Genomic DNA, 26,030 nt, shown 5'->3' with positions numbered 1-26,030 from the left:
AAAAGGTCTTGTGAAGGTTTAAATGAACTATGTCGAAGCCCATGTCGCCCGGGCGGGCCTTTCCAATTATCCCGTTCAGATTCGCGCCATCGTAATAAAGCAGCCCTCCAGCGTCGTGAATGATCTGTGATATCTTCAAGATCTCATCCTCAAAGAGGCCTAAGGTGTTCGGATTGGTCATCATGAGAGCCGCGGTGTTTTCCGAAACGGCTGCCCGCAGCGCCTCGAGGTCAACCCTGCCGCGGCTATTTGAAGGCACCACAATGACGTTGAACCCCGCCATTCCGGCACTGGCAAAGTTAGTCCCGTGAGCGGAGTCGGGGACGATGACCTCCTTTCTTTTCTCACCTTTTTCTTTGAAGTAGGCTCGAACCAGTAACAATCCCAAAAACTCGCCATGCGCGCCCGCCGACGGCTGCAAACACATTCGGGACATCCCAGTTATCTCGCACAAGAGGCCCTCGAGACGGTACATTACTTCCAGTGCTCCTTGGACGGTTTCTTCATCCTGATCCGGATGGATGTTCACTACCTCTTCCAGACTGGCCAGTTCTTCGTTAATCTTCGGGTTGTACTTCATCGTGCATGAGCCGAGAGGATAAAATCCGGTATCCACGCAGTAGTTCATCTGCGAGAGTCTGATGTAGTGCCTCACTATCTCGGGCTGGGAAAGTTCCGGTATCCCAATGGAGTTTCGCATCAATTTTTCTGGGATGCTAAAGCTGGCGGGAACACCCTCTGGTAAAAGACATCCTTTGCAACTACTGTTCTCCATCTCAAAGATCAGCGGCTCCAAAAACGGCCCACGTGTCCAACGTGCTTGATGGTAGCTCATTCTTTACCCTCCTGGATCTCTTTCACTGACATGATGAAATCATCTAGGTTCTTCTTAGAATGAAGTTCCGTGGTACATATCAGGGCTGCCTCACCGAGCTCTTGAAATTCTCTGAGCAGAGGTTTTCCGCCTTGAATGCCCAGCTTGCGCAGCTCCGCATTCAGCTGGTCGATGCTGCCGCCGACCCGCTGAAGAGTAAACTCGTTGAAGTGCGGCGACTTAAAAATAGGAACTTTTAACCCGGCAATGCCGCTTAGATGCTTTATCAGATAGCTGGCATTGGCCGCACAGATTTCCGCAAGCTTACGCAGCCCCCCAGGTCCAAGGGTAACCAAAAAAACCGCGGCAGCGACCGCGCACAGGGCCTCATTGGAACAAATGTTGGAAGTGGCCTTCTCCCGCCTGATGTGCTGTTCCCGCGTCTGCAGGACCATCGTGAAACCGCGAGCTTTACCGTCAATCGTCTGGGTCATTCCAATCAGGCGGCCAGGCAGCTGCCTCAAAAGCCTAGGCTCGCCGCGGCAGGCAAAAATGCCGAGCGTTGGGCCGCCAAAAGAAACCGGGTTACCAAGTGGCTGCCCTTCACCGATCACGATATCTGCACCGTAGTCTCCAGGAGCCTTCAGCAGGCCTAAGGAAATCGGGTTTACGCCGACCACAAACAGCGCGCCATTTTTATGAGCCAGCTCAGCAACCTCCTCGACCTGCGTCTCTAAAAAGCCCAAATAACTTGGATTCTCAACGTAAACCCCTGCCGTGTCCTTGCCCACCACCTGTTCCAGCTGACCCAAGTTCAGCTGACCGCTTTCTACATCATAACCCACCTCAACAATCTCGATAGAAGGTCCTGCGGTGTAGTTCCTAAGCACCGAAAGGCGGTCTTTGGAAATAAGTTTTGGAACAACGAACTTGTTCCTCCCGGTCACCCGGGCACACATCAGGGCTGCCTCTCCCAGCGAGGTCGCCCAATCGTACATTGAGGCGTTGGCAACATCAAGTCCAACCAGCTCGGCAATCAGGCTCTGATACTCAAAAAGGGCTTGCAACATCCCCTGGGAGTTCTCGGGCTGGTAAGGTGTGTAAGAGGTCAAGAATTCGGAGCGCTCGATTATTTGACGCACGTGGGCCGGGATATAATGGGGCCAGACACCGCCCCCAAGAAAGGAGGGCATTTTAGTAAAAGGCCTATTCTTGGAAAGAATTGCCTTAACATGGTTAACGACTTCCAGCTCCGACATCGCTGAGGGGAGATTCAACTCCCTTTTTAATCGGACCTCGTGAGGAATATCAATGAAAAGTTCGCTTATGTCGGAAAGGCCTATCTCGCGAAGCATCCGCTCGCGAGTTTCCTCTGAGTTCGGTATGTAAGGGTGGACCATTGTCACCAGTTACTCAAGCTTTTTCAAGTACTCGGAATAAGCCTTGGCGTCCATCAGCAACTTGAGTTCCTTATCCAGCGCGCTGGGGGCAATAGTGCAGATCCATCCCTCATCGTAGGGGCTAGTGTTAACAAGCTCGGGCCGCTCTTGAAGCGCCTTATTCACCTCTTTGACTTCGCCGCTGATGGGGCTGTAAACCGTGGAGACGGCCTTTACCGACTCAACCGCGCCCAGCTCCATATCACGGCTCTTTGGCTCGCCAATTTGCTTGACCCTTCTGCCCACTACTGGGAGCTCAACGTAAACCACGTCACCCAGATTGTCCTGAGCATAATCGGTTATACCCACTCGAACCTGGCCATTTTCCACCTTAACCCATTCATGCTCCTTGCTGTAAAAGAACCCCTCTCGGACTTCATATTCGGACGTTGCCAAAGTGCTCACCTCAACTGCCTAATTTGCGCGCTTTACTTAAATGTTTGGGGCCATAAAAGTTTGCCGATTATCCTGGTAGGCCAAATACTTTTTTGATCTCGTCGAGGTCTCTTCGGTTTGGTTTTCGAGGATAGTTGTAAATCGGGCCGCGTGGGGACTCGTTGTAAAAGGGGCGATTGCATCCGGCACAGCCTGAGGTGATGAAAGGATCGCCCGACTCCACAATTTTTCTCAGAGATTCGCCATCGGCTCCAAAATCAAAAATCCGGCCCCCCTCAAACTTCATTTCCTCAGCCCTGACCAGGTTATTGGCGATTAGGAATCTGGCCAGCTGAACTCGGCGGTAACTGGCAACATCGGGTCGTGGCTGTTTGGAAAGGGGAGTCCCAGGAATAGGGGTAAAGGCAAAAAGCGCCACGGTTACACCGCCGTCGTGGAAGAACTGCAAAGCTCTGACCATCTCCTCCTCACTTTCACCCAAACCAACTATCAAATGGGTTGAAACCCTGTCGCCAAAAACCAACTGGGCGTTTTTCAGCGCCGCCATATGCCCTTCCCAGGAATACTCAGAACCCTTAACTTTGCTGAATATCTCTTTAGTCGCAGCATCGAAGGCCAACCCGACCCTTTCAACCCCTGAGGCGGACAATTTCTCCAATTCTTCGAGCGTGAGCGGTTGGCAGGAGACGGAAATCGGCAGCCTGCAGACTTCCCTAACCCGGGAAACAAGCTCGCCGATTACTTCAACGACACTAGGGGAATTAACCGCTTGAATACAAACTCTCTTGAATTTTTCTGAATTTTCTGATAAAGCTGTCAGAACGGACTCTAGATCGAACTTTGGCCAAACAACACGAGAAAGCATTTCCAGATCAGCCGTGCTTTCGCGCGCTTGCGGACAGAACTTACAGTTACCGCGACACCGGCCCTCAAAATACGTTAGAAAGTGAGCTGTTGTCGGAGCTTCGATCAATTTGCCGTGCCACAGGCCAAGAACTGCTCCAGTACCAAAAGCAACCCTCACTTTACTTAATTTTCTGTTTTGCGCAGGTTCCAACATGAACGCATGCCACCTTTCACAAATTGAATCTGCAAAATATTAACTGTTAGGTTCAAAACTCGACTTAACCACCGACTCTGGGACCGAACAACACGCATATAATTTTTTAACAGTCAATCCCATCCTCCGAGCCGCTTCAAGCGTTTTTTGCGCTGGCAGTTCAATCCTGTCTATGCCTGCCTCAAGAGCGGCTAGCTCTAGCCCAAGGCGATCTTGAAAACGGGGGCGCATGCAACCTAACGAGATGTCAATCTCCGGAAACATGGTTCTTGCTTTTATGGCAACTTTTTTGAAAACAGATGCTGAAGGTGGTTCCAATTCCCCGAAACCGGTGCCGGGCGTCGGTGCCAGAACTAGTAAGACCAACAAATAAGGGTTTACCTCCGACGCCAACTCCAAGGCTCTGAACTCGCCTCGAAGTTCCCCAAAATGTAAACCTATACAGATATGAGGTACGACGTATGGGATATGCCGGGCCAAGGATTTCAAAGAACTTCTGTAATCATTGACCTTTTTCTCGATGCCGAGTACTGATTTAATGGTGTCCTCACTGCCTATTAAATCGTAATCGGCTAGGTCAACCCCAGCGATGCCCATTTCTTTGGCCAGCCATTCTGGAACCAGACCGGTGTGAGTGCTGATGAAAATCCCGGTCCGGTCCTTTACCTTCCGAATCACGTCCAAGAAAGGCTCAAAGGGAACATAGCCTTCTTCATTGAAACCACCGCTGAGAAGCACTCCAAACGCTCCCTTCAAAGAAAGCTCAAGGCATTTTTTGTACAATTCCTCCGGCGTCGTGCAGGCGAGCATATTTTTCAAGTAGTGGCGACCGCAGTGCTTACAGGATAACGCACATTTGCTGCCAGTGATTGAGATGGTGGGAAAAGCTGGATGTGGGTAGCACGCAAGAAGCTCACGACGATGCTTGAGCTTTAACGACAACCCCTGTTGTTCATTCACGATGGTCATTAGCGTTTCCTCAGCCACTCTTGCGAAGCATATTTTGGCCGGATCTCGGCGGCGAGATCCAGCTCGGCTTTACTAATATCCATCTCAACCAAATCAATATTTAGCGCCCGCTCAAACCCTGCTATCATTGCTTCCCTCACTTCTTTGACACTAGGCCTTTTGCCCAGCTCGCGTTCTATTGTGGTCACTCGCTCAAAAACAGAGGAAATAAATTTATCTGATATCTTCTCCGGGCTCACCTTCAATATTTCAAACATCAGCCTAACGTCTGGTGAGATTAAAATTGTCCCGTGCTGGAGAACCGAGCCCCACCTCCGCGTCTGAGCACTTCCAGAAATCTTTTTACCGTTCACTTGGACGTCGTTGATTGGCCTGAACTCGGCTTTAATCCCTAAGTTACCCAGCCCTTGCACGAGTCCGTTGCAAATCAACTTGTAAGAATCAACGATGTCGCGAGGCATATCATTCTCTCTACAAACCACACTGTAGGTCAATTCCCCCTGCTGGTCATGAAATACGGCGCCGCCGCCAGTAATTCTTCGGACGACGTCAACACCATGTCGCCTAGCAGCTTCAAGATCAACCTCGCGCTCCAAGCTCTGAAAACAGCCAAGAGAAACGGCGGAGGGAGACCAGCGCCAGAATCGGACTGTGTTGGGCACCTTTCCCTCTGAGTTGAGCCGCAGCAGGGCCTCCTCAATCGCCATGCTCATGAAGGCATCGTCCACCCGCAAGGGCAGTAATCTCCACTCCATCTCATCGACCCCTCGCCGCCTTAAGAATCGCTTCCACCCAGTGTTCTGGAGTTATCAGGGGAGTTGTCGCGCCCGTTGTTTGATAAAAATTCTTTACGGCTGCCATCAGGCTGTCAAAGTCAACTTTAGCCCCTAAAAGGCTTTTTTCCAACTTTTCTAAAGCCTCCTCAGGATAAATGAAGAAATCGCCGCTCAGCCTGATTTCGGAAATTTTGTCACCTAATAGTGAAAGTTCGACTTTTATGACGCCCTTAGGTGCCTTGAACTCGGAGTACTTCAAACCACCACCCTATTTCCACTTGGTCAAGATTTCCTCCCGCTGAAAGGTCCTTTTGCTCAAGTAAATGAGACCCAAATCAGCGAAAATTAGCAGCGCCGCGAACAGCGCCAGCTCGACCCAATCCAGCCGCAAAAACCCACCTAAAAACAAAAAGTAAAAACCAAGAACCGGAACGGTAGTAACCCCGCTGAGCTGCATGGCGGCGCGGACGTCGTTTACTTTTGAAGAAATGAACACGGAAACCGAAACTGAAAGAATCGCTATCAGCGGGCAGTAGATGAATAGTATGGTCAGAGATATTAGGTTTGGCAACAGCAAAAATCCGAAAAGAGGAAATGTGAGCAAGTCCACTAAAACTACCATTCCCACGAACGAGGCAAAAGTGACGCCTACTGCGGGGAGAAAAGCTCCCAGCGCCTTGCCCAACAGCAGCTCGGAATCCGTCGTCGGCGTGACTAAGAGTGGTTCAAGCTGTTTGTTTATCTTTTCGCCAACGAATGTATAGGAGGCGATTACTGAAGGTACAAAGGCGGGAATGAACATGAAAAATAAGCTTAACATGGAGACCATTCCCATCACCGTCGCCTGTTTCAGGGAATATCCTGGCGTGGCAAACGGCGGCAGTTCTCCTCCGGACAAACTTTCAGCGTTTAAGATTGGTAAAAGAGATACCACTGGCACCACAATCGCAAATATGAGCGGCATGACGACCAGCCCGTACAGAACATATCGGTACCTTCTAACGCTGGCCATGTCCTTTTTGGCAATCTCCCAAATCCGGTCAAACTTCATTTTTGCCCACCATTTTTAGGTAAACCTCTTCTAGGCCCAGTGCTCCGCGGGTCACGTATAAGACCTTACCACCGTTTTTGACGATCACTTCCACCACCTTAGGGTTCACCGTGTCTGGTTCTTTTGATTGGACTAACAACTTTTCCCCAGAAACTTCAACTTTTAGCACGCCTTTAACTTTTTTCACCGCCCTGACAATTCTCGGTCCCAGATTTTTAAGCTGAATCTCGGTCTTCCCGGATCCAAATTCCCTCTGTAACTGCGCCGGTGAACCTAAAGCCAACAGTCTGGTATTGATTATTGCCACACGGTCGCAGATTCTCTCTGCCTCATATAGATTATGCGTGCAGATGAATATCGTCCGTTTCTTATGCTTTAGCTCCAAGATGAAATCTCTGACGACCTTGGCGGAATCGGGAGCCAGAGCTGCCGTCGGCTCGTCCAAAAACAAAACTTTTGGCTCATGCACCATTGATCTGGCAATGGCAATCTTCTGCTGCATACCTTTGGAAAAGGTGCCAACAAGGTCATTTCTCCGTTCCCAGAGCCCCATCATCCTGAGAAAGCGCTCAATGTTTTCCTCCCGCTTCTCCTTGGGGACGCCGTAAAGCTTGGCATAAAATTCGAGATTGCGATATGCGCTGAGTTCCCCGTAAAGACCGGGTGATTCCGGAAGGAGTCCAACTATTTCTCTAATTTTAATCGCATCACGTCCAACCTCATAATCGCCAATGAAAGCCCGACCGCTTGTGGGCCTAATCAGACAGCACAGCATCCGAACGGTTGTCGTTTTACCCGCGCCGTTGGGGCCGAGAAGTCCGAATATCTCGCCCTCTTTGACCTCAAAGGTAAGGTTGTCCACCGCAGTTAGGCCGTTAAATTTCCTAGTTAGTCCCTCTAATCGAATCATGTATAAACCGAAAAAATCATATGCGCCCAGAAGTAATAAAACACTACCGAAAGTTCAAAACCATTTTAGCATTTAGGTAAGTAACCTTTTCCACATCGCCTTTACTTAGGCCTGCTTCGCACAGCGCCCGCGCAACTTTAGGTACTGTGAGCGGGTCTGACGGTTGATTGCTTAAATCACTATTTACCATAATGTCTTCCGCACCAATGTTGTTAACGACAGAAATTACATCCTTTTCCGCCATTTTTCCAGGTTGAACCGTTATTCCGATGTTGGCCCCAAGCGTCTTCGTCCGGGCAGCCAATTCTAAGGTCAAATGGTCGATGATCACCTTTGACCACTCCACTTTTTGGCTTCCAATTAGCTTCAGCAATCTATCAAAAACCTGAGACTTGTTCTGCCGAGGTGTGTGAAAAATCATGGGTAAATCGTAACTTTTCGCGAGCTCAATCTGTTTCACCAAAACCTTTGCCTCTTCTTCACTAGCTGTTTCCAAACCAACTTCGCCCAAGGCCATGGCTCTGCCTGACTCAAAAAAAGATGCTAGATGCTCCAGAACTTGGTTGACGCCGGTTGAAGGAATGCACCTCGGATGAATCCCAACGGCCAGAAAAGCGGTGATTCCATAATTCTTCAAGCGCTCCGACTCGCCCTCAGCTAGCCAACGATGCAAGTCTATTAAAGTGGTGGGCCCGGTCGGCTTTACCGGGAAGTAAGAGCAGATCACAACGCCTTCAACGCCCGCCGCAGACATAGCTTCCAAATCTTGGGCACCTCTCAAATAAATGTGAGTGTGAGAATCGATGAAACTCATTTAATCAACCCAACTTGTCAAAATGTTTTCAGGCTTTAATCCTGCTTTTTGCCAAGCCTTAACCATCTCTCGATCGATGTCACATAGAATGATCTTTTTCAAAGATTTAGCCTCACGCTTAAATTCGGCTATCGCTCGCATCATGGCCTCTGCCGCATCTTCAGGAGAAACTCCTCCAACACCCGTGCCCATGCCGGGAAGAACCAATTCTTTGGCGCCGACTCTTTCAGCACAAACTAGGGCAGCTTTTGTGGCCAGATAAACTTTCTCGGCAGTGGTTGACATCGCCGGGCGCTCCATCGTGGGTGCATGGATTACCCACTTCGAATTCAGCTTGCCGGCTCCGGTTGCCACGGCCTGACCAACCGGAACAGGCGCATATTTCAGCGCTTCCTTTTCGATTTCAACGCCGCCAGCCCTTTTGATTGCCCCGGCAGCACCGCCGCCCATCAGCAGTAAGCTATTCGCCGGGTTGCAAATAGCATCTGCCTTCTGTTTGGTAATATCCCCTTCTAAAATCTCAATCGTCACTTCTGAGGTCATTGTTATCATTATACTCCTCCCATCCAGATTTAAAGAATTTTCAAGAATTACTACAGCTAATTTAATGTGGTTGTTAATTCCAAACAGTTATTTAAACCGAGTTAACCTGCCAAAACAGGAATCAAACTCGCCCCAGTATTTTCAAGATTAATAATATCTGCGGCCCAACGAGACCGTGAGTCTCTGACACTCACTAAGAAAAGCCAGCGCCTCCTCCTTAGTGAAACCGGCCTTACATTTTATCTTGCCAAAACGTAAATGCGCTAAGTAAAACTTCTCCAAACGAACGCGGGCTGGGGTAAAGGAATGTGAAATTGTCGCTTGTAGGTTCAAGAGCTGAAACAGATACTTCTGTTGTATTTTAATCTGGGCCAGCTTGACAAACAAGACGGAACCGAAGCCGAAGCTCAAAACAAACAATTCTTTGGAAAGAGCAATGCCGGCGCTTACTGAACTCAGCTCTGGAGAAGTTTCGAAAACAGTTTTCGTTGACTGAGTATCTTCCACATTGTCTTGGCGGATTGCATCAACAGTCTGTCCAGATTGAAGTTCGTTCGGCTCTTGAGGAACTACGTTAACTTTGTCCGGTTGATTTTCGAATCCGACTTGACTTTCAGATGGAAGCTGGGCATCAAAATAACTCGTTTCTGATTCCTTTTCTGAAATATCTTGCTGGCTTGGGCTGTTGAATGAGGTTTGATAAGACGGACTGTTATTTGGCTGCTCCTCCGCTGGTTGACTGGCTGGCTGCTCCTCCGCTGGTTGACTGGCTGGCTGCTCCTCCGCTGAACAACCATCATCACTATCACTCAAAGAGTTCTGATTATCATTATCTTGTGGCTGATCCTGAATACCGTCCTCTTGCGAATCGGGCCACAGATCAAAAACATTTTCATTCTGCTCTGACGTGTTATCTGGCTGAACCAAGTTATTATCAACCAAACCAGAGGCGTTGTTGTCGGATATTTCTGGATCGTCCAAATTATCATCAATTAGGTTTTCTGGGGGCACAACGTTTTCTGGGCTATTGTCGGCTTCCTTATTTTTCTTATCCTTTTTTTGATTATTATCATCAACGCCACCTTTATCGTGACCATTGTTCGGCTTTTCCGAATCCTTGGCGGCGGAAGCTGCTGGGGCCAGAATTAAGGTAACGACTAGAAACAGCGCCGTCGCTAAAAGCAGCACCTTCTTCCAATCTGGACTTCCGTCCCGCATCATTTCCATTACCTCAACCAAAACGACCGCTTTGGCCCTTTAAAAAGGGAAAAACCCAAGCCAAACTTTCGTCTATAGGCGAAAATGTTAAGAATTATTTGAAGTGTCTCTCTAAAACGGTAAAAATGTAAAACAAAAAAGCCGCCGCTAAGGCATAAGCCATCACAGAAAGTGTCACAACGTAAAAGCTGTACATGGTCCTGTTCCCGAGAATGTAAACCAAAACATAACCAAGAAAGGTAAACAAAAACCAAAGGGCCGGGATTATGACGTCGCGATTAGACTTGTAAGCGAAGTATGGTGTGAGCACTAAAGAAACCAGACCCAAAAGGTAAACTGCCGGGTTGACGGCCGCGGCAACGTCTGGGTTGAGATTCAAAGTAAAGGGGTTCTGGTTCACAAACCAACCCCAAGGATCGGAAACCGCCGGCCCGGGAGGCCTTGAGGTCAAAAACCAATTCAGGCCAGTTTGAATCTCCCTCAACCAGCCCTGAATCCCCCATTTTATTATCAGGGGCGAGTTAAGACCCAACCAAATTATAAGAGGAACTAAAAAAGGATAAAACACCGTTTTTTTGACTCCGGCTCTGCGAAACAACATGAATAGGAAAAGTGCCGCGATTGAAAAAACACCGGTGAACTTCGAAGCCGAAGCCAACCCTATGAAAACCGCCGATAAAAAGTAACTTCTGCGCAGCGCAAACCACATGGAAAGGGACAGGAAAAAAACCACGTAAATGTCAAGCATGGCCACCGATGACATCGCCCTTAGGATGGGGTCGGCGAGAGCAAGTGGAAAGACCAGAAGCGCCGCAACCTCATTATTCAACAACCGCGCGACGAAAAAGTAAGTCACCAAGAGGGCCAAGGCACCAGCGAAAATACCTAGTATTCTCCACGCCATTGGTTGGTCGCCAAAGAGGAGCATTGAAGCCCCAATTAGGTATTTTGCCAGTGGTGGGTGCTCGGCGTTCATGTAAGTGTCAGCACCGGAAACATCCGGATAACAATACCCGCTCTGGACTAGTTTGACCTGGGGAAAAGCTTCCGAAACCGCGCTCCGATTTAACTCTTTGACCGTAGCCACTGAAATAGCGGCCACTTTTTCATAATCCTTAATTACAACCCCACCAAAGTTGGCCTCAATAAAGTCTATGAACCGTTGATTATCTTCTTTTAAAGCCGCATAAGATCTGAAAAAAACGGTGTAATTTTGCCTGCCTTCAGAATCAATATATCTGGGCTGAACACCGAAAATTTCCCTCAAGATGTTTCTGGCGGAAATAACGTACCAAGTTTCATCCGCAACATAACCAGAAGTTCCCTGCATGCGCGCGGCAAGATCCACGCTGAAAAAAACAAAAGCGGCAGCCAACGCAACTGCGATTATTATGCATATGGTCCGCCTTTCGTCTAATTGGCCTACTCTTAACAACCGCAAATTTTCACCTCACACCCACCTCCAGACAAATGTCTCGCTTAAGAGATAGTTAAAAATAAAACCGATCAGGATGCCGATGGTATTCGCCACTAATATATGCAAACCTAAAGACAACAGCAACGCAAAAACCACGTAGTTGACAACGGCCCCGACCAACACCGATCCGTGGTACTTCAACAAGCGGTAAATAATCCCTCCGGAAGCCCTGCCTTTGAATGTCCAGAAATTGTTCAAGATGAAGTTGCTGAGAATTGACGCCTCAATCGAAAATATCTCGGCAAAAAGTGGGGGAAGAATCGACGACGCAACCAGCAGCCAAAGTATTCCATTATTGACAAATATGCCTGAAACTCCCACCGCCATGAACTTCAATATTCTGTATTCTGAAAGCCGGAGCAGCTGCTTCATGTAACTGAATATCTGCCTTGCGCCCAGCTTGCTTTTACCCGCGACCCTAGGCCGGAAGATATACGGGACCTCAACGATCCGTTCATATTTTCCTTTAACCAGAATTTCAATGAGCAACTTGAAGTCCTTAACATCAATCGAGGCTCCCTTGACCACCTTCTTTCTGAAGAGAAAACAACCTGAAAGAGTGTCCTTAACGTTTTTGGTTTGGGGCAAAAAAAGGTGAGACAGCCAAAGCGCGCCTTTGGAAACTATTTTTCTCACCAGCGACCAGCCCTCAACACCTCCACCATGAACGTAACGTGACGCCACCACTATGTCGGCCCCACCTTCGGCTCGCTCCAACATCTTCCTCAGCACCCCGGGAGGGTGCTGCAAATCTGCATCAATAACGCCGATGATTTCTCCGCGGGCAAAAGCCATACCATCAAGTATAGCCGTACCCAGACCCAGCTTTCCCGGCCTGTGAACGACCCTAATATTTTTGTGTTGCTGGGCCAGCTCATCAGCCAGCTTTCCCGTTCCATCCGGGCTATTGTCATCCACGATTATTAGCTCAAAATCTCGACCCTGCAGCGATTTAAAAATGCCGCTGACCAGCTGCTCTAAATTTTCTGCCTCATTATAAGTTGGGACTATAATGGAAAGTTCGACCACAATACTGAAGGCGTTGGATTAAAATAAAAAACACTGACCAGAGTGCCTGACAAAGAGACTTAAGGTCAAAAACAATGAAAAAGATTGGAGGTTTTGATAAATGAAGCTAAGCGTGAGGTACGTTCTATTTGACTTCATCGTTGGTGGAATTCTGGTTTCCGGAGCGCTGCTAGTGGCGTCCCTGCTGGGGCCAACCGCAGGAGGCATCCTAGCCGGGGCCCCAATTAGAACTGCGGCGGTAATCTTCCTGGAGTATTTGCACCGAGGTCTAGATTCTGCAGCTGAGCTGTCGCGGGGCGTGGTCTTGGCAATGGTCTCAAATGTTTTCTTCGCCATTTCGCTTTACCTGACTCTACCCAAGTTCGGCATCGCAGTCAGCTTTCTCATTGCTGGGTTGGTCTTCATCATTGCGGCAGCTCTGCTAACGGGCCTTGTGCCTTGAAAATGTCTTCAAATGGTGCGGCCGGTTAAAGCGCGGACCAATCTAGCAGTGGTCTCGGCAATCGCACGTTCCTCATAGGGCACATAGGGTAGGTTCGCCTCTCCCGCCACTAGCTTCGCCAAGTTACCTATCGTCACCGAAGCTTCGCAATCTGGCTCATATACCACGACAGGAATCCCAGCAAGTTCTGCCTCCTGAACTTTCGGGTCCTCCGGTATCTCGGACAAAATAGGCATGGCACCAAGCGCACGGCTCATAAAAGTTTCCACTTCTTCTGTGGAAAGGTCGGCTCTCTTTCCAGTGCGGTTCACCACCACGCCGCGGGTCCATGAACCCAAAACGTTGGCCAACCTAACAATTTTGTAGGCATCGACCAGACTGGTGTAAGTCGGGTTACAGACGGGTATCATCTCCCTGGCTGCTGCGATGGAAATAATCGTAGCATCTTGGATTCCTGCCGCACCGTCGATGAGAAGAAATTCCGTCTGTCTGAGGAGCTCACCTATGATTTCCTCAACCCGGTCGCGCTTCACTTTGGTGAGCACCTCGTGCGCGTCCTCGAAGCGAAAGCCCATTGGCACGACTTTAATCCCATAGTTTCTGTAAATGACATCCTTAACCTCGGCCTCGCCGGTCAAGGCATCCAAAAAAGAACGCTCGCATTTGTGCATACCCAACACTATCGCTAGGTTGGCCATAGCGAGGTCTCCGTCCAAAATTGTGGTATCCTTGCCCAGCGCGCCCAAAGCAACGCCAAGGTTGGCCGTCAGCGTTGTTTTGCCCGTTCCTCCCTTGCCTGAAGTTATCGCAATCGATCGCGGTTTGAACCGCAAGCCCTGCCCCCGACATTTATTTATGGTACTCTGCTTTAAAAAGCCAAATTTGTGCCATAAAAACGCCAACTGGAGCAAAATTCAATTAAGGTCGGTTCTGCGACTCAAGCCTGGCCCAAGGGTTTTTGTCGAAGTACTCCCTAACCGGGGCCAAAAGCTTCACGAGCGATTCGGCCAAAGCGGTTTTAAGATCTGCTGGATGGAGCTTTCCTGCGGCATAGATTTTCCTAAGCTCGGCCGCGTCACCTATCTCGAGCGGCCCGCCATACTTCTCCGGCCTGTCAACGCTCAGCTTGCCCAACGCAGGTAAAACAAAATACTCGACGTACTCAATTACCGGGTTATCCTTCACAATTTTGGGGGGGCAGAAAGCCTTCGCCACCTTCTGTTTTATCATGGCAGGATCATCATCGACTGCAATAAAATTGCCCTTACTCGAAGACATCTTTGCCTCACCATCAAGACCGTGCAGCAGCGGAACGTGAATGCATACCGGTTTCTTATAACCAAGTTCTGGCAGCATTTCCCGTGCCACCATATGAACCTTGCGCTGGTCTATTCCACCAACGGCGATGTCAACACCCAAGTGGGCGATGTCAACCGACTGCATGAGCGGATAAATTGTCTGCGCAACATCGGGGTCCTTGATCTGGCGTGCTATCTCTGCCATAGCACGGCGGGCCCGGAGGATGGTGGTGTTGGTGGCCATTTTCAGCACGTCCAACACATATTCTGGTTTTAACTGAAAGCTGGACCCGAGCACAAAGTTGGTTTGTTTCGGGTCTAACCCTAAGGCAATAAAGCAGTGCTTGTTGTATTCGGCTATCCTCCGGATCTCCTCTAAGGTTCCCTTGTGGTTCAAAAACGCGTGCAAGTCGGCCAAAAGCACTGTGACGCGAGCCCCAACTCGCTGGAGATCAATGAGCTTTGAAACGGTAAGCGCATGCCCGAAGTGAACCTTGCCCGACGGCTCGTAGCCACAATAAGCGGAAAATTTTTCGCCGGCGAGGAGCTGACGCAACTCCCCAACAGTAACTGCCTCAGCCACGCCCCGCAGGACAATATCAATGGGTTTCATCTCTTCCCCTTACGAAATGGGCGGGGTAACATCAAAAAGCTTGTGAACTTGGTGGCGCGGCGGTGGTCTCGCCTTCTCCCCACGCCCTTAATTTCCACTCCAAAACCAGCTGGCGCCATTTTTCAAACTGTTCGGCGCGAAAAGCGGACTTTAGTCGTCCCTCTAAAAAATTTACCAAAGCAATGCATTCGTCCTTGCGTCGGATGTTGAGATGAAAAATTACTCCGTGCCGATTTATTTTCCCCATACCTAAAATCTGCTTTACTATTTCCAGTGCCGAACGGTCACGGCTGACTAGATAAAATGCCGGATTGTGATATTGGTAATTTTTTTGCCCTTTTTTGGTTTTTTTCCTTATTTTTATCGTGTTTATAGTAAAAACGCCTTCACTTTCAATAAAACCCACAACCCAACCATTATCGAACTCCTTTTGGGTTTTGTTTATGTGCATAATGTAACATAACTTTTGATTTCTATTATACTTTATTCTCCAGTGGAAATGGGGGGGTTGGTTGCTACGGGAATACTTTCGGAGACCCCCCACCCCAAAACCGGTTTTAAAAGACACCCACCCAAACACCGGTTGGGGAGACCAATGTACTACCAACGCCAAGACGTGAGACGCGCCATTTTGGACTTCACGAGTGCTAGTGGAAGCACCGGCGTCCGTGAGTGCGCCGTTTACAATCAAAAAACAAGGAGCATTCAGCGGTACTTGAGCCCAGAGCAACGAAACCCAATCAGTTTGGAGGAACCGTCAGACATCGACCGAGTTTTGGCGGCCGGCGCAACCGCGTTTTATGCTTCCTACTGGAGATATTATCTAGACGACTTTAGCAACCCGATCGGTTCTGATTTGGTTTGGACAACGCGGTCAGAGAGCGGATTAAGGTTTGCCAGAGAAATCACTTCTTGGATAGTAAAGGCCCTTGATGAGGTGGGGGCTCCAGAGCCATGGGTGAAATATTCAGGAGGATTGGGTTTTGATTTAATCATCCCTTTGGAGGCGATTCCTTTTGAGGCTTGGTCCAGTGGTGTTGGGGTTCTTAGAGATATGCAGAGAAGCCTGACGAATTATGTTGTGAGCTATTTGATTGACCAAAATTTGGGCGTCTCCGTCCAAGGCGTTGATTCCCCAATAAAGCTCAACAGAGGAAAACAAACCTGCCTCCTCTCTGAGCTTCGGGTCAAGCGAGGCCTCTTGTTAACGCCGATGAGCTTGAATCCGGAGACCGGCTTAGTTTCAGTTCCGGTTGACCCGAGGCGATTAGATGATTTTTCCATTTTACAGGCCAGCCCCGAGGATGCTCGTGGCGTAAAATGGATCATACCACGAGAATCCTATGAATTGCTCCGGCAAATCCAATCTTTGCTGCCCGAAAAGAAGACATTGGAAATACCGGCGTTTTGATGTTCCCCGGTTTTTTTGAAACCTTTTTCTAATAATAGACACTAATAACTTTAATTTGTCCCACTAAAAGCGGCTGCAGAAATGCATCGGCACGATTGTGGTGAGAACACCCGTTAACCCACGCATCTTACTACAAGTATGCGGGCGTTTTTACGTGTTGTTTTAGTTCTCTGTGAGTTGAGACCAAACCGTTGGGGAAATGTTTAAATAACGAGATTTAGTTAATTTTATCGACCTAATTAGTTTGGAGGAATAGTTGGTGCCAAAGTGTTGTAAAAACTGCTATCTTTATGACGACTGCGAAAACCGAAATGAGTGCTGTGAGGAATGTGATTTTTACGCAGATGGTGAGTGCACGCTAGCGGAAGATGAATGGGAAGAGGACATCTGAACTAAGAACCCAGCTTTCTTTTTTATTTTCAAAGATTATAAGGCCCAGGGACAACCATATACTGGGTGCAAAGAATGTCGGATCCATTCGATGAGTTTTTCAAGCGGATGATGAAGCGATTTTTCAAGGATTTTGAAGAAATTGAAAAGGAGCTTCACTTCCAGGAGATTACCCCCAAACCTTCCGAATGGGTTGTTAAAACTCCTAGCGGTTACGTTAAGGGTAGTGGTTTCAGCGTGTCAATAAGCAGTAATGGGCGGGGGCCGCCGAAGATAGAGGTGAGACGCTTTAGCCCCTCAGGGAAGTGGGTACGGGTGCCGTTGGTTAAAGGAAGACCGGTCCCGGTGGCCGAGAAGCCGGAAAGGGCCCCTGGAAAAGCGGAGGCTGAAAAGGAAGGGCCGGCGGCACGGTTGAAGGAAAGAGTGATACCGGAATATAATGTGTCGGTCGACTTTAACGAGGTCACAATAACGATTTGCGCCGAAGGGGTGGAAAGCGAGGACAACGTTAGGCTGAAGTTTTATCCCGAGTCCGTCGAAATTTACGCATTGGCACCAAAACTTGGCCGGGAATATTTCTGTACCGTGGCATTGCCGGCTTCGACCGAAAGGCAATCCTACAAAGTAAAAGTTGAGAAAGAAAAGCTAATAATCAGCATCCCGCGCCGAATCCGGGTGGTATGAAAGGCGGACATAACTTACTGATATTAAGCTTTCGCTCATCGAAAAATACACTCGAAATGGTTATCACCCCGCCAGCTGATGGTTAAACAAGGTCGGTAGAATGCTCGTGAAGATGGTGATGGAACTTGAGGATGTGCCCGGACAGCTCCTAAAAGGGCTGGAGCCAATCGCCAGATTCGGCGGCAATATCAAAAGCATCATGCACCAACGGGAACGCAAGACCCCGCTCGGACGTCTCCCGGTCATGTTGATTTTCGAGGTAAGAGACCAAGCAACGCTCAAAAGAATCTTGGTAGCGCTGAAGCAGGCCGGGGTTCGGGTTACCCAGGTGGGGGAGCGCGAAGGGGAGATAGTTACCACAGCCATTCTGGTGGGCCACATCGTTCACACGGACATCAGGCAGACAATAGATCAGCTCAATGCTATCAAAGGAGTGACGGTGTCTGAGCTTAACCTCGCCGTGGGAAGCCTGGGACACGAATCCTCAGCCCGCATGATTATCGCAGCCGATGACAAAGAGCGTTCTAGGCTGGCTCTTTTCAAACTGCGTGAAATTGCTGAAAGAAAAAAGCTGCTGCTGATAACTTCAATTGAGGCGGTTTAATGAGGATAATCATCGTTGGTTTTGGAAATTTGGGGAGGGGCATTTGCCGGGCCTTCATCGGGAAAGCCGATTTTTTCAAAAAAGCCTATGGGCTAATTCCTAAAGTGGTGGCGGTAGCTGATGAGTGTGGTGCGGCGGTGGACGAAAATGGATTGGATTTGCCTCGGCTTTTAAAAACCGCTGAGAGTCATGGGACGGTTGCGAAATATCCAGGCGGCAGGCGCGGCAAACTTGCGCTCGATCTAATTGAAGAGGTTAGTGCTGACCTAGTTTTTGAACTCACACCGACGAACATTAAAACCGGCGAGCCAGGGCTGACCCACATCAAGCGGGCCATGCAATCTGGAAAGCACGTTATCACTTCTAACAAGGGGCCGCTGGTGGTTGCTTTTAAGGAGCTGGATTCAATGGCCCGAAAACAAGGTGTGGAGTTCAGATATTCGGCTTCGGTCGGTGGCGCGGTTCCGGTGATAGGTCTGGCCAAAAAACTGCTGTGCGGTAACGAGATTTTAGAGATACGGGGGGTGCTCAATGGGACCACCAACTACATTTTGAGCCGCATGAGCGCTGAAGGTGTGCCGCAGGAAATGATCATCCAGGAAGCCCAGGAGCTCGGGTTGGCTGAAAAGGACCCCACATTAGATATAGATGGAATAGACACAGCATGCAAGATAACTATTTTGGCCAACTCTGTACTTGGGATTGACGCCAAACTTTCTGACGTTAAAGTGACTGGAATCAGGAGGGTTACCCCTGACGCCACCAGACTGGCACAGGAGGCCGGACAGACGATAAAATTGGTCGGGACAGCAAGACGGGACCTCCTCGAGGTAAGCCCCAAGCTGGTACCCCAAGGGCACCCGCTCGCGGTCAGTGGAACTTTGAATGCAGTTACCTTTAAGCTGGATTTGGCTGGAGAGATATCAATTACGGGTTTCGGGGCTGGGCCGAAGGAAACCTCGAGCTCGCTGCTAGGTGATCTGATAGACGTCCACCGGACTCTGGGTGGTTAATTTTGTGGCTGGAATGCATAGAATGCCGCGGCAAATTCGACATTAATTCGAGGTTTTACACCTGCCCCAAGTGCGGCGGACTCTTGGAAGTCGAGCTTGAGCTGGGCAAGTTGAAGCAAAAGCTGAGAAAAAGGGACCTTGAACTAAAGCCGCCGAGCGTTTGGAAATACCGGAGTTTTCTTCCAGTTATCGATGAATCCAAGATAGTTAGTTTGGGCGAGGGTGGAACTCCGCTCATAAGATGCGATCGTTTGGGGAAGGAGATCGGCGTCCGGGAACTTTACGTTAAATTTGAGGGTGCCAATCCAACGGGATCATTCAAGGACCGGGGCATGACGGTGGGTGTGACCAAGGCACTTGAATTCGGCGTTAAAACGGTTGCCTGTGCCTCGACCGGGAACACATCGGCCTCGCTTGCGGCTTATGCTTCCCGGGCAGGGCTGCGCTGCATTGTTATTCTGCCCCGAGGCAAAGTGGCGTTGGGCAAGCTGGTGCAGGCTTTGATTTATGGCGCCAAGGTTTTGGCCGTTAAAGGCAACTTTGACGAGGCCCTAGCAATCGTCCGGAACTTGTGTGAACAAAGGAATGACATTTATCTGTTGAACTCCTTGAATCCATTTCGGCTGCAAGGTCAGAAGTCAATAGGTTACGAGATCGCGGACCAACTGGGATGGCTGGTCCCTGATGAAGTAGTGGTGCCGATGGGCAACTGTGCCAACATCTGGGCAATATACAAGGGATTTTTGGAATTTGAATCAGTCGGGATAACTGAGGGAATCCCTCGGATGATCGGAATACAGGCGGCAGGGGCAAGCCCGATAGTAAGGGCCATAAAAGAAGGTAAGGAAACTTTCGAGCCGGTGGAAAAGCCGGAGACGATAGCGACGGCCATTAGAATAGGCAATCCAGTAAATGGCCCCAAAGCTATCAGGGCGATTAGAAACTCGAGAGGGGCGGCGGAGTCGGTTTCCGATGGTGAAATTATTCGGGCCCAAAAGCTCCTAGCGAGACTGGAGGGGATTGGAGTTGAACCTGCCAGCGCTTCTACAATCGCCGGGCTCCGGAAGCTGGTGCATCAGGGAGAAATAAAAAAGGACGATGTCGTCGTCTGCGTTGCCACTGGGCACATGCTGAAGGACCCTGAGGAAGCTATAAAAACGGCGGTTCCTCAGCATAGGTGGGGGCGAACCTGATGCTTTTGGATGAAGAGATAGTTAAGCTCGTGGGCATGCCGGAGAAGGCATATCGATTGTTGAGCGAGCCGGATAGGATCATAAGGTGTCGGATAAGAAGACACGTTCCGGGCGTAAGTGGTTTCATCTATGTGTATTTGGTCTACCACAGCGCCGCACGCGGTCCGCCGGGAAAAGGCGGCGTGAGAATGTCGAGTGACGTTACTTTGGAAGAGGTCGCCCAGCTGGCCGAGATAATGACCTACAAAAATGCTTTGATGGATCTGCCTTTCGGTGGGGCGAAGTCAGGCATAGCTGCAGACAGCAATCTGCCGCCGGAATCAAAACAGATTATTATGAGTGCTTATGCCCATGAGCTCCGGAATGAACTGTTATCGGGGCATTATGTCCCCGCTCCCGACATAGGTACCGGCCCCAGCGAGATGGCCGCGATTTTTGGAGAAACACATCTCAGAGAGTCTGTGACCGGCAAACCCATCGGTATCGGAGGCCTTCCCGGAAGGAAGGAGGCCACCGGTTATGGTGTTTCGGTTGTTGCTGAGAGGGCCGTGCGGGAGTTTTTGAAAAAAGAAATATCCGACGTCACCGTTGCGGTGCAGGGTTTTGGAAACGTTGGCTCTTGGACCTGTGAGTTTTTGTCGAAGATGGGCGCCAAGATAGTTGCCGTTTCCGACGTGCGTGGCGGCACGTTCCACGCCGGAGGCATAAACCTCGAGGATCTTAAAAATTATTTCCAGAGAACGGGCACGGTCAGCGGCTTCGGTGGCAGCCAAATAACTAATCAAAGCCTGCTCGAGCTTGATGTCGACCTTCTCATCCCTGCAGCCGTTGGCGGAGTGATAAATACAGGAAATGCGGCCAACATCAAGGCCGATTTGATAGTCGAGGGTGCCAATGCTCCCGTTACCCAGGAGGCCGACGAGATACTCCTCAAGAACAAAAAAATAATTGTCCCGGATTTCCTTGCCAATGCGGGCGGCGTGGTTGCCAGCTATATTGAGTGGCGCGAGGGTAAGTCCGGAGCCAAGACCAGAAAGGGGGAGACCTTTGCAGTCATAAAAGAAACTCTTTTAGAGGCGTTTGAGGAAACCCTGCATTTTTCGGTGAGAAATGGGGTGAATTTGAGAAAGTCCGCCTTGGCGCTGGCCGCCACCAGAATAGTCGACACGATGTATTCAAGGGGCTGGCTTTGAAAAATGCAAGCCCATATTTTAAAAATTAGCGCAGACTAGATGACTAGGACACCATCCTTTGCCACGATTTTACCTTTTTTAATCACAAGAGATCTTTTTGCTTGAAACACGATGGCCTCCCACGGCGTTTCAGCGTCGAGTACCACCAGATCCGCTTGTCCGCCTTCCTCGATGTCATAATTTTCCAAAATCCCTGTAGCTTTAGCCGCCGACGTGGTTCCCATTTCCAGCAGTTTCGAAAAGGAGTACTTGCCGTCAAGACGCTGGTGATATGCCAAGAAAAGCGCTGCCAGCAGCATGTCCCCATTACCCAGTGGATTATAACCATCGTTAAAGTTGTCGGTGGCGTAGCAGACGTTTACGCCGGAGTCAAGCAAATCCTTGACTCTGGTGATGCCGTTGGGTTTGTCATTCTGGCCGAGAATGTAAATATTCGTAAATGGGTTCGCGATAATGCTCATCTCGGCCTCTTTGACTATGTTTATCACTTTTTTAGCGTATTTCTGAGGGTAGGCAGATAGCGCGCTGCAGTGGCTCGCTGCCACCTTTCCCACATATTCGTTTTCCAGAGCTTTTTCAGCGTAAAGTTCGAGCACTCGGCTCTTCGAGTCGTTCGTTTCATCAACGTGGAGGTCAATTTTTGCCTTGTATCGCTTGGCCAGGTCAAAAATAATTTCCAAATAACCATCTGGGTCAGGGTCCACATTCGGCAAACCACCGACCACGTCAGCGCCGAGCTTCATCGCCTGTTTCAGAAGTGATTCACTTTCGCTCGAACGCGTTAAGGCTTCTCGTGATGGGAAGGCGACTATCTGCAGATCCATCCACTCTGCGCACTCCCTTTTGAACTCCAAAATGGCTTTTAGCTCTCTCAGTCCGAAGAGCCGGTCAACGTTAACGTGGGTTCTTATCGCAGTGGTACCATTTTTCAAGACCGCTTTCGCCGCCTTCGCCGCCACTTCTTTCACACCATTGGAATCTATCAATTTTCTTCCTTCTCTGATAATTTTTTCTGATTCTTCGTGGGTCCGCGGGATCCATTTTGCGTCGCCGCCAAGACAGGCATGATCTAGGTGCATATGGGCGTCGATAAAGCCAGGAATGGTCAACTTTCCGGCAACGTTTAGCTTCAGCTTCGCGGGCAAAGCTACCTCTTCACCGACCAAGGCTATTTTTTTGCCCGAGATCGCTATGTCAACAAGTTTGTCTCCATCAATCATCCTCGCGTTTTTGACAAGAAGGTCTATTTCGCTGTTCATCTCGCCCCAGGGTTAATCTTTACGACCGAGATATTAATTTCTTTTTTTAGAAAGATTTTTTAGGTCACCGGAAAAATGCTTACCGATAAGATGCCTTTCAGACCTAAGGAATATTTTCGAGCGATCACTGTGGGGGAAGCGGTAGGTCTCCTCAAAAAATTCGGGCGGAGAGCGGCAGTTTTGGCCGGGGGAACCGATCTGCTCGTGGTGAAGCCGTCTCATTTGGAATACTTAATCGATATTTCTCGCCTACCGCTGGACTACATTAAAAAAGAAGGCGGCGGGATAAGAATTGGCGCGCTGGCCACTTTGAATGAGATTGCAGATTCGCCGTTGTTGAACGTTGAGCCGTATGATGTGATTGCGAAGTCAACTTTGGACATGGGGACGCCAATAACGAAGAATTACGCCACGATCGGGGGGAACATCTGTAACGCGGCACCTTCAGCCGACATGCCCCCGTCCCTGATAGCTTTGGAGGCCGAGGCCAGAATAACCGGGCCACGCAGTAAAAGGAAGGTTTTGCTTGAGAATTTCTTCTTGGGCCCAAAGAAGACGGTTTTGAGACGGGGGGAAATTCTCACAGAAATATTTGTGCCTAAAGCTCCGGGCGGCACCAAGGCGGTCTTTTTCAAGAAGGGCCGGACCAGTGAGGATATCGCCCAAGTTAACGTCGCGGTTCGTTTGACGGTTGATGGTGACATCTGCAAGGTCGCTAGGATAGTCCTCGGTGCGGTAGCGCCAACCCCAATAAGGGCAAAGAAGGCGGAATCCTTGCTGGTCGGAAAAAAGCTGGAAGAAATTGCCCCATCTTTGGAAGTGGTGGCTAAAAAGGCCGCCGAAGAGACGAAGCCGATAAGTGATATCAGGGCCCCGGCCGAATATCGCCGGGCCGTCGCCGAGGTATTAACAAGGCGGGCCTTGCTTACCCTTCTGGAAAGATTCAAAGGTGGTTGAATTGGCGGCAAAAGGCCAGAAAAAAATTCGCGTTAAGTTGAACGTTAATGGAAAGAATTATAAGGTCGAGGTAAAGCCACACTGGACGCTTTTACAGGTGATCAGAGACCAGCTAGGACTGACGGGGACTAAGTATGGATGTGGGACGGGTGAGTGCGGCGCCTGCACCGTACTTATTGATGGTAAGCCCATGACTTCTTGTCTAGTGCTTGCAGCCTCAGCAGAGGGCAGGAAGATCGTCACGATTGAGGGGATCTCGAGCGAGGGCAAGTTGCACCCGCTTCAAGAGGCCTTCATCGAAGAAGGCGCGATACAGTGTGGGTACTGCACTCCGGGCATGATTTTGGCGGCCAAGGCGTTTCTCGAGAGAAACCCGAACCCGACTGAGGAAGAGGTAAGACGTGCTATTGACGGTAACCTTTGCAGGTGCACCGGTTATGTAAAAATAGTAAAGGCCATACTGAAGGCTTCAAAAAAGCTGAAAAAGTAAGCTGGCCAATTACCGACTTTGATGATAGAAAATGATTAATATTCTTTTTGATAATTTTTATGGGTGAAAAAATTACTGAAAATTTAAAGTTAGAAAAAATTCTTCGCGTGAATTTGACCAGCGGTTCGATAAAATCCGAGCCGCTCGACAGCAGGGCAAAAGAACTTATCGGAGGAAAAGGGGTCGCCGCCTTTTACCTACTGAAGGAGTTAAAGCCGGGCGTAGATCCCTTTTCCCCAGAGAACAAACTGATTTTTAGCTGGGGTCCGTTGACAGGAATTGCTCCCACAACTTCAAGGCTGGTGGTCAGCACAAAGTCACCGCTCACCGGAACCTTTTTGGACTCTTATTCTGGCGGCATGTTTCCAGCCAAGCTGAGGTTCGGCCTTCCCAACCACGTCGGAATCATCTTTGAGGGGAAAGCCAAGGAAATGTGCTACCTCCTGGTGGACCACGGAAGGGCCGAGCTGGTTACCGCACCGGATTTGAAGGGGAAGAGCGTTGTCGAGCTTTACCAAAAGTTCGGCAAGGGTGTTGAAATAGCCGGGATCGGCATCGGCGGCGAGAATATGGTTAGGTATGCTACGATTTCCTCAGACTGGGGGACCCACCACGCCGGCCGGGGCGGGGCGGGGGCGGTTATGGGTTCCAAAAACCTCAAATGTGTCGTGGTTAAAAGCGACCCGCAGTCTTTACCTAAGGAGATCAAAGACCTTTCCGTCGCCTACGTGAAAAAGTTGAGGGAGAATCCGGGAACTCAGTGGGCGATTCAGATCGGAACGGCTGGAACGACTTTCTCTTCCCAAAGTGCCGGCCTCTTACCCTCGTTCGGTTGGAAAATGGGCAGATTTCCCGGATACGACAACATAAGCCCGGAAAAGGTCAAAGCAAGCACAAAGGAAAGAAAGACTTGCTACAACTGCCCGCTTGCCTGCGGCTATTCGCTGAGGTTGAAGGGCAAGTTTGAGATTGAGACGAGGAAGGGCCCAGAATACGAAACGATTGCCATGATGGGTCCGAATTGTGGAATAGATGATCTCAGCGCCATAGCCAAGCTGGACGCGCTCTGCGGAGAATACGGTATCGACACAATCGAGGCTGGGAACATCCTCGGCTGGCTGATGAGGTGCAATGAGGAGGGGATTAAAATTTTCGACATAAAATTCGGAGAGGTAGAAAAGTGCATCCAGATTGTAGGCGATATTGCTCACCGGAAAGGCAAGCTGGGAGATACTCTGGCGGATGGTCTGAAGAAGGCGGTTTCGGTCTATGGTGGCGGGGAATTCGCCGTCGAGTGCAAGGGGATGGGCTATCCAGGATACGATCCGCGAGGCAGTGTGGGAATGGCTCTAGCCTATGCGACGAGCGATCGGGGGGCATGCCACAAGAGATCATGGGTAGTGGGGCCGACGACCTTCTGGGGCGACGCCGCATTCGACTATGAAAAGGCGCCCAAGTTTGTCAAGGAGGATCACGACAACAACTCGGTGTTGTGGTGTTTGGCCATATGCGACTTTTCCAGTCCGGTGTATCTTGAGGATCTCGGCAGTGAGTGGCTAAAGGCCTTGGGCTACGATTATTCCGTCGAGCAGCTAAAGTCCATTGGCAATAGGGTCTGGAACATGGTCCGAGAATTTAACGTGAGGCATGGGTTTGACAGAAAAGACGATTACCTTCCAAAGATGATGGCGAAGCCGCTCGAAGGAGAGGGTCCAGCCAGCGGTAAAAGCGTGGATCCAGCCGGGTTCAATTTGATGCTGGAAAAGTACTACGAGCTCCAAGGATGGACGAAGGATGGAAAGCCAAGGTTAAATTTGGATGTGTGAGCTGATTTGGGGTGATAAAAATGGCTGAAAAGATCTTGATCGACAACGGGATCGTCGTCACCATGAATCCCCGGCGCGAGGTCCTCAGGGATGCCTCGGTGCTGGTCGAGGGGGACAGGATCGCTGCTGTCGGTCCCGCCGCCGAGGTGAGACGGGAACAC

The 26,030-nt window shown here is 49.7% G+C and carries 29 protein-coding genes; 11 read left to right on the top strand and 18 right to left on the bottom strand.

What is annotated here, in order from left to right:
- The 14 genes from ACP5PX_RS05070 to ACP5PX_RS05005 all read right to left on the bottom strand — a co-directional run.
- Positions 1 to 835 (bottom strand): aminotransferase class V-fold PLP-dependent enzyme (locus ACP5PX_RS05070; protein ID WP_428084609.1); only part of this gene is annotated, 835 nt, incomplete at its 3' end.
- Positions 832 to 2,214, bottom strand: a complete 1,383-nt coding sequence (gcvPA, locus tag ACP5PX_RS05065) for an aminomethyl-transferring glycine dehydrogenase subunit GcvPA (protein WP_428084607.1) — start codon at positions 2,212 to 2,214, stop codon at positions 832 to 834. The genes ACP5PX_RS05070 and gcvPA, both read right to left, overlap by 4 nt.
- A gap of 9 nt (positions 2,215 to 2,223) precedes the next feature.
- Positions 2,224 to 2,649 (bottom strand): glycine cleavage system protein GcvH, encoded by a 426-nt coding sequence (gene gcvH / locus ACP5PX_RS05060; protein ID WP_428084605.1) that lies wholly within the window; start codon positions 2,647 to 2,649, stop codon positions 2,224 to 2,226.
- Positions 2,650 to 2,716: 67 nt separating this feature from the next.
- Positions 2,717 to 3,709, bottom strand: coding sequence for a radical SAM protein (locus ACP5PX_RS05055; protein WP_428084603.1), 993 nt, complete (start codon positions 3,707 to 3,709; stop codon positions 2,717 to 2,719).
- Positions 3,710 to 3,748: 39 nt separating this feature from the next.
- Positions 3,749 to 4,696, bottom strand: a complete 948-nt coding sequence (locus tag ACP5PX_RS05050) for a radical SAM protein (protein WP_428084602.1) — start codon at positions 4,694 to 4,696, stop codon at positions 3,749 to 3,751.
- Positions 4,678 to 5,433 carry a lipoate--protein ligase family protein gene (locus ACP5PX_RS05045; protein ID WP_428084600.1) on the bottom strand — a complete coding sequence of 252 codons (756 nt, stop codon included), beginning with the start codon at positions 5,431 to 5,433 and terminating at the stop codon, positions 4,678 to 4,680. The genes ACP5PX_RS05050 and ACP5PX_RS05045 overlap by 19 nt, the downstream gene beginning before the upstream one ends.
- A 1-nt stretch (position 5,434) precedes the next feature.
- On the bottom strand, positions 5,435 to 5,713 hold the full coding sequence (locus ACP5PX_RS05040; protein WP_428084598.1) for a lipoate protein ligase C-terminal domain-containing protein: 279 nt from the start codon (positions 5,711 to 5,713) through the stop codon (positions 5,435 to 5,437).
- Between the two features lie 9 nt (positions 5,714 to 5,722).
- The gene (locus tag ACP5PX_RS05035) at positions 5,723 to 6,505 is read right to left on the bottom strand and encodes an ABC transporter permease subunit (protein ID WP_428084596.1); all 783 of its coding nucleotides are present in this window, start codon (positions 6,503 to 6,505) and stop codon (positions 5,723 to 5,725) included.
- Complete coding sequence (locus ACP5PX_RS05030; RefSeq protein ID WP_428084594.1) at positions 6,495 to 7,415, bottom strand: ABC transporter ATP-binding protein; 921 nt, start codon at positions 7,413 to 7,415, stop codon at positions 6,495 to 6,497. Before ACP5PX_RS05030 ends, ACP5PX_RS05035 begins: the two co-directional genes overlap by 11 nt.
- Before the next feature lie 43 nt (positions 7,416 to 7,458).
- A complete protein-coding gene (locus ACP5PX_RS05025; RefSeq protein ID WP_428084592.1) occupies positions 7,459 to 8,229 on the bottom strand; it encodes a TatD family hydrolase in 771 nt (256 codons plus the stop codon).
- Positions 8,230 to 8,781, bottom strand: coding sequence for a macro domain-containing protein (locus ACP5PX_RS05020; protein ID WP_428084590.1), 552 nt, complete (start codon positions 8,779 to 8,781; stop codon positions 8,230 to 8,232).
- A 138-nt stretch (positions 8,782 to 8,919) separates the two neighbouring features.
- Entirely contained in the window at positions 8,920 to 10,011 is a 1,092-nt protein-coding gene (locus ACP5PX_RS05015; protein ID WP_428084588.1) for a hypothetical protein, read from the bottom strand.
- A 73-nt stretch (positions 10,012 to 10,084) separates the two neighbouring features.
- On the bottom strand, positions 10,085 to 11,431 hold the full coding sequence (locus ACP5PX_RS05010; RefSeq protein ID WP_428084586.1) for a glycosyltransferase family 39 protein: 1,347 nt from the start codon (positions 11,429 to 11,431) through the stop codon (positions 10,085 to 10,087).
- A gap of 9 nt (positions 11,432 to 11,440) precedes the next feature.
- The gene (locus ACP5PX_RS05005; RefSeq protein WP_428084584.1) at positions 11,441 to 12,496 is read right to left on the bottom strand and encodes a glycosyltransferase; all 1,056 of its coding nucleotides are present in this window, start codon (positions 12,494 to 12,496) and stop codon (positions 11,441 to 11,443) included.
- A 100-nt stretch (positions 12,497 to 12,596) separates the two neighbouring features.
- Between ACP5PX_RS05005 and ACP5PX_RS05000 the strand changes: the two genes are divergently transcribed.
- Entirely contained in the window at positions 12,597 to 12,938 is a 342-nt protein-coding gene (locus ACP5PX_RS05000; protein WP_428084582.1) for a DUF3147 family protein, read from the top strand.
- A gap of 8 nt (positions 12,939 to 12,946) precedes the next feature.
- Here ACP5PX_RS05000 and minD read toward each other — a convergent pair whose 3' ends face one another.
- The 3 genes from minD to ACP5PX_RS04985 form a co-directional block, all read right to left on the bottom strand.
- Entirely contained in the window at positions 12,947 to 13,771 is an 825-nt protein-coding gene (gene minD, locus ACP5PX_RS04995; protein WP_428084580.1) for a cell division ATPase MinD, read from the bottom strand.
- A gap of 85 nt (positions 13,772 to 13,856) precedes the next feature.
- The gene (locus ACP5PX_RS04990) at positions 13,857 to 14,849 is read right to left on the bottom strand and encodes a tyrosine--tRNA ligase (RefSeq protein ID WP_428084579.1); all 993 of its coding nucleotides are present in this window, start codon (positions 14,847 to 14,849) and stop codon (positions 13,857 to 13,859) included.
- Between the two features lie 31 nt (positions 14,850 to 14,880).
- The gene (locus ACP5PX_RS04985) at positions 14,881 to 15,255 is read right to left on the bottom strand and encodes an LAGLIDADG family homing endonuclease (RefSeq protein WP_428084577.1); all 375 of its coding nucleotides are present in this window, start codon (positions 15,253 to 15,255) and stop codon (positions 14,881 to 14,883) included.
- 189 nt (positions 15,256 to 15,444) lie between these two features.
- Between ACP5PX_RS04985 and ACP5PX_RS04980 the strand changes: the two genes are divergently transcribed.
- The 6 genes from ACP5PX_RS04980 to ACP5PX_RS04955 all read left to right on the top strand — a co-directional run bounded on the left by ACP5PX_RS04980 (position 15,445) and on the right by ACP5PX_RS04955 (position 21,337).
- Positions 15,445 to 16,260 (top strand): hypothetical protein, encoded by an 816-nt coding sequence (locus tag ACP5PX_RS04980; RefSeq protein ID WP_428084575.1) that lies wholly within the window; start codon positions 15,445 to 15,447, stop codon positions 16,258 to 16,260.
- 465 nt (positions 16,261 to 16,725) lie between these two features.
- The gene (locus tag ACP5PX_RS04975; RefSeq protein ID WP_428084573.1) at positions 16,726 to 17,334 is read left to right on the top strand and encodes a hypothetical protein; all 609 of its coding nucleotides are present in this window, start codon (positions 16,726 to 16,728) and stop codon (positions 17,332 to 17,334) included.
- A gap of 100 nt (positions 17,335 to 17,434) precedes the next feature.
- The gene (locus ACP5PX_RS04970; RefSeq protein ID WP_428084572.1) at positions 17,435 to 17,938 is read left to right on the top strand and encodes an amino acid-binding protein; all 504 of its coding nucleotides are present in this window, start codon (positions 17,435 to 17,437) and stop codon (positions 17,936 to 17,938) included.
- The gene (locus ACP5PX_RS04965; protein ID WP_428084570.1) at positions 17,938 to 18,951 is read left to right on the top strand and encodes a homoserine dehydrogenase; all 1,014 of its coding nucleotides are present in this window, start codon (positions 17,938 to 17,940) and stop codon (positions 18,949 to 18,951) included. The genes ACP5PX_RS04970 and ACP5PX_RS04965 overlap by 1 nt, the downstream gene beginning before the upstream one ends.
- 2 nt (positions 18,952 to 18,953) lie before the next feature.
- Positions 18,954 to 20,144, top strand: a complete 1,191-nt coding sequence (gene thrC, locus ACP5PX_RS04960) for a threonine synthase (protein WP_428084568.1) — start codon at positions 18,954 to 18,956, stop codon at positions 20,142 to 20,144.
- Positions 20,144 to 21,337, top strand: coding sequence for a Glu/Leu/Phe/Val family dehydrogenase (locus ACP5PX_RS04955; protein WP_428084566.1), 1,194 nt, complete (start codon positions 20,144 to 20,146; stop codon positions 21,335 to 21,337). The genes thrC and ACP5PX_RS04955 overlap by 1 nt, the downstream gene beginning before the upstream one ends.
- A 35-nt stretch (positions 21,338 to 21,372) precedes the next feature.
- On the opposite strand, the gene ACP5PX_RS04950 is transcribed toward ACP5PX_RS04955, so the two are convergent.
- The gene (locus ACP5PX_RS04950) at positions 21,373 to 22,596 is read right to left on the bottom strand and encodes an amidohydrolase family protein (protein WP_428084564.1); all 1,224 of its coding nucleotides are present in this window, start codon (positions 22,594 to 22,596) and stop codon (positions 21,373 to 21,375) included.
- Between the two features lie 75 nt (positions 22,597 to 22,671).
- Between ACP5PX_RS04950 and ACP5PX_RS04945 the strand changes: the two genes are divergently transcribed.
- From ACP5PX_RS04945 to ACP5PX_RS04930, 4 genes are all read left to right on the top strand, one after another.
- Entirely contained in the window at positions 22,672 to 23,553 is an 882-nt protein-coding gene (locus ACP5PX_RS04945) for an FAD binding domain-containing protein (RefSeq protein WP_428084562.1), read from the top strand.
- 1 nt (position 23,554) lies between these two features.
- Positions 23,555 to 24,043, top strand: coding sequence for a (2Fe-2S)-binding protein (locus ACP5PX_RS04940; protein ID WP_428084560.1), 489 nt, complete (start codon positions 23,555 to 23,557; stop codon positions 24,041 to 24,043).
- A 59-nt stretch (positions 24,044 to 24,102) separates the two neighbouring features.
- Positions 24,103 to 25,869 (top strand): aldehyde ferredoxin oxidoreductase family protein, encoded by a 1,767-nt coding sequence (locus ACP5PX_RS04935; protein ID WP_428084558.1) that lies wholly within the window; start codon positions 24,103 to 24,105, stop codon positions 25,867 to 25,869.
- Positions 25,870 to 25,889: 20 nt separating this feature from the next.
- The coding region (locus ACP5PX_RS04930; RefSeq protein ID WP_428084611.1) for an imidazolonepropionase-like domain-containing protein at positions 25,890 to 26,030 on the top strand (141 nt) is incomplete at its 3' end.

Source organism: Hadarchaeum sp. (SeqCode), from assembly GCF_049969415.1.
In the GTDB taxonomy this organism is placed as follows: domain Archaea; phylum Hadarchaeota; class Hadarchaeia; order Hadarchaeales; family Hadarchaeaceae; genus Hadarchaeum.
The sequence above is the reverse complement of the archived record's forward strand: the minus strand, read 5'-3'. Positions and strand labels throughout refer to the sequence as shown.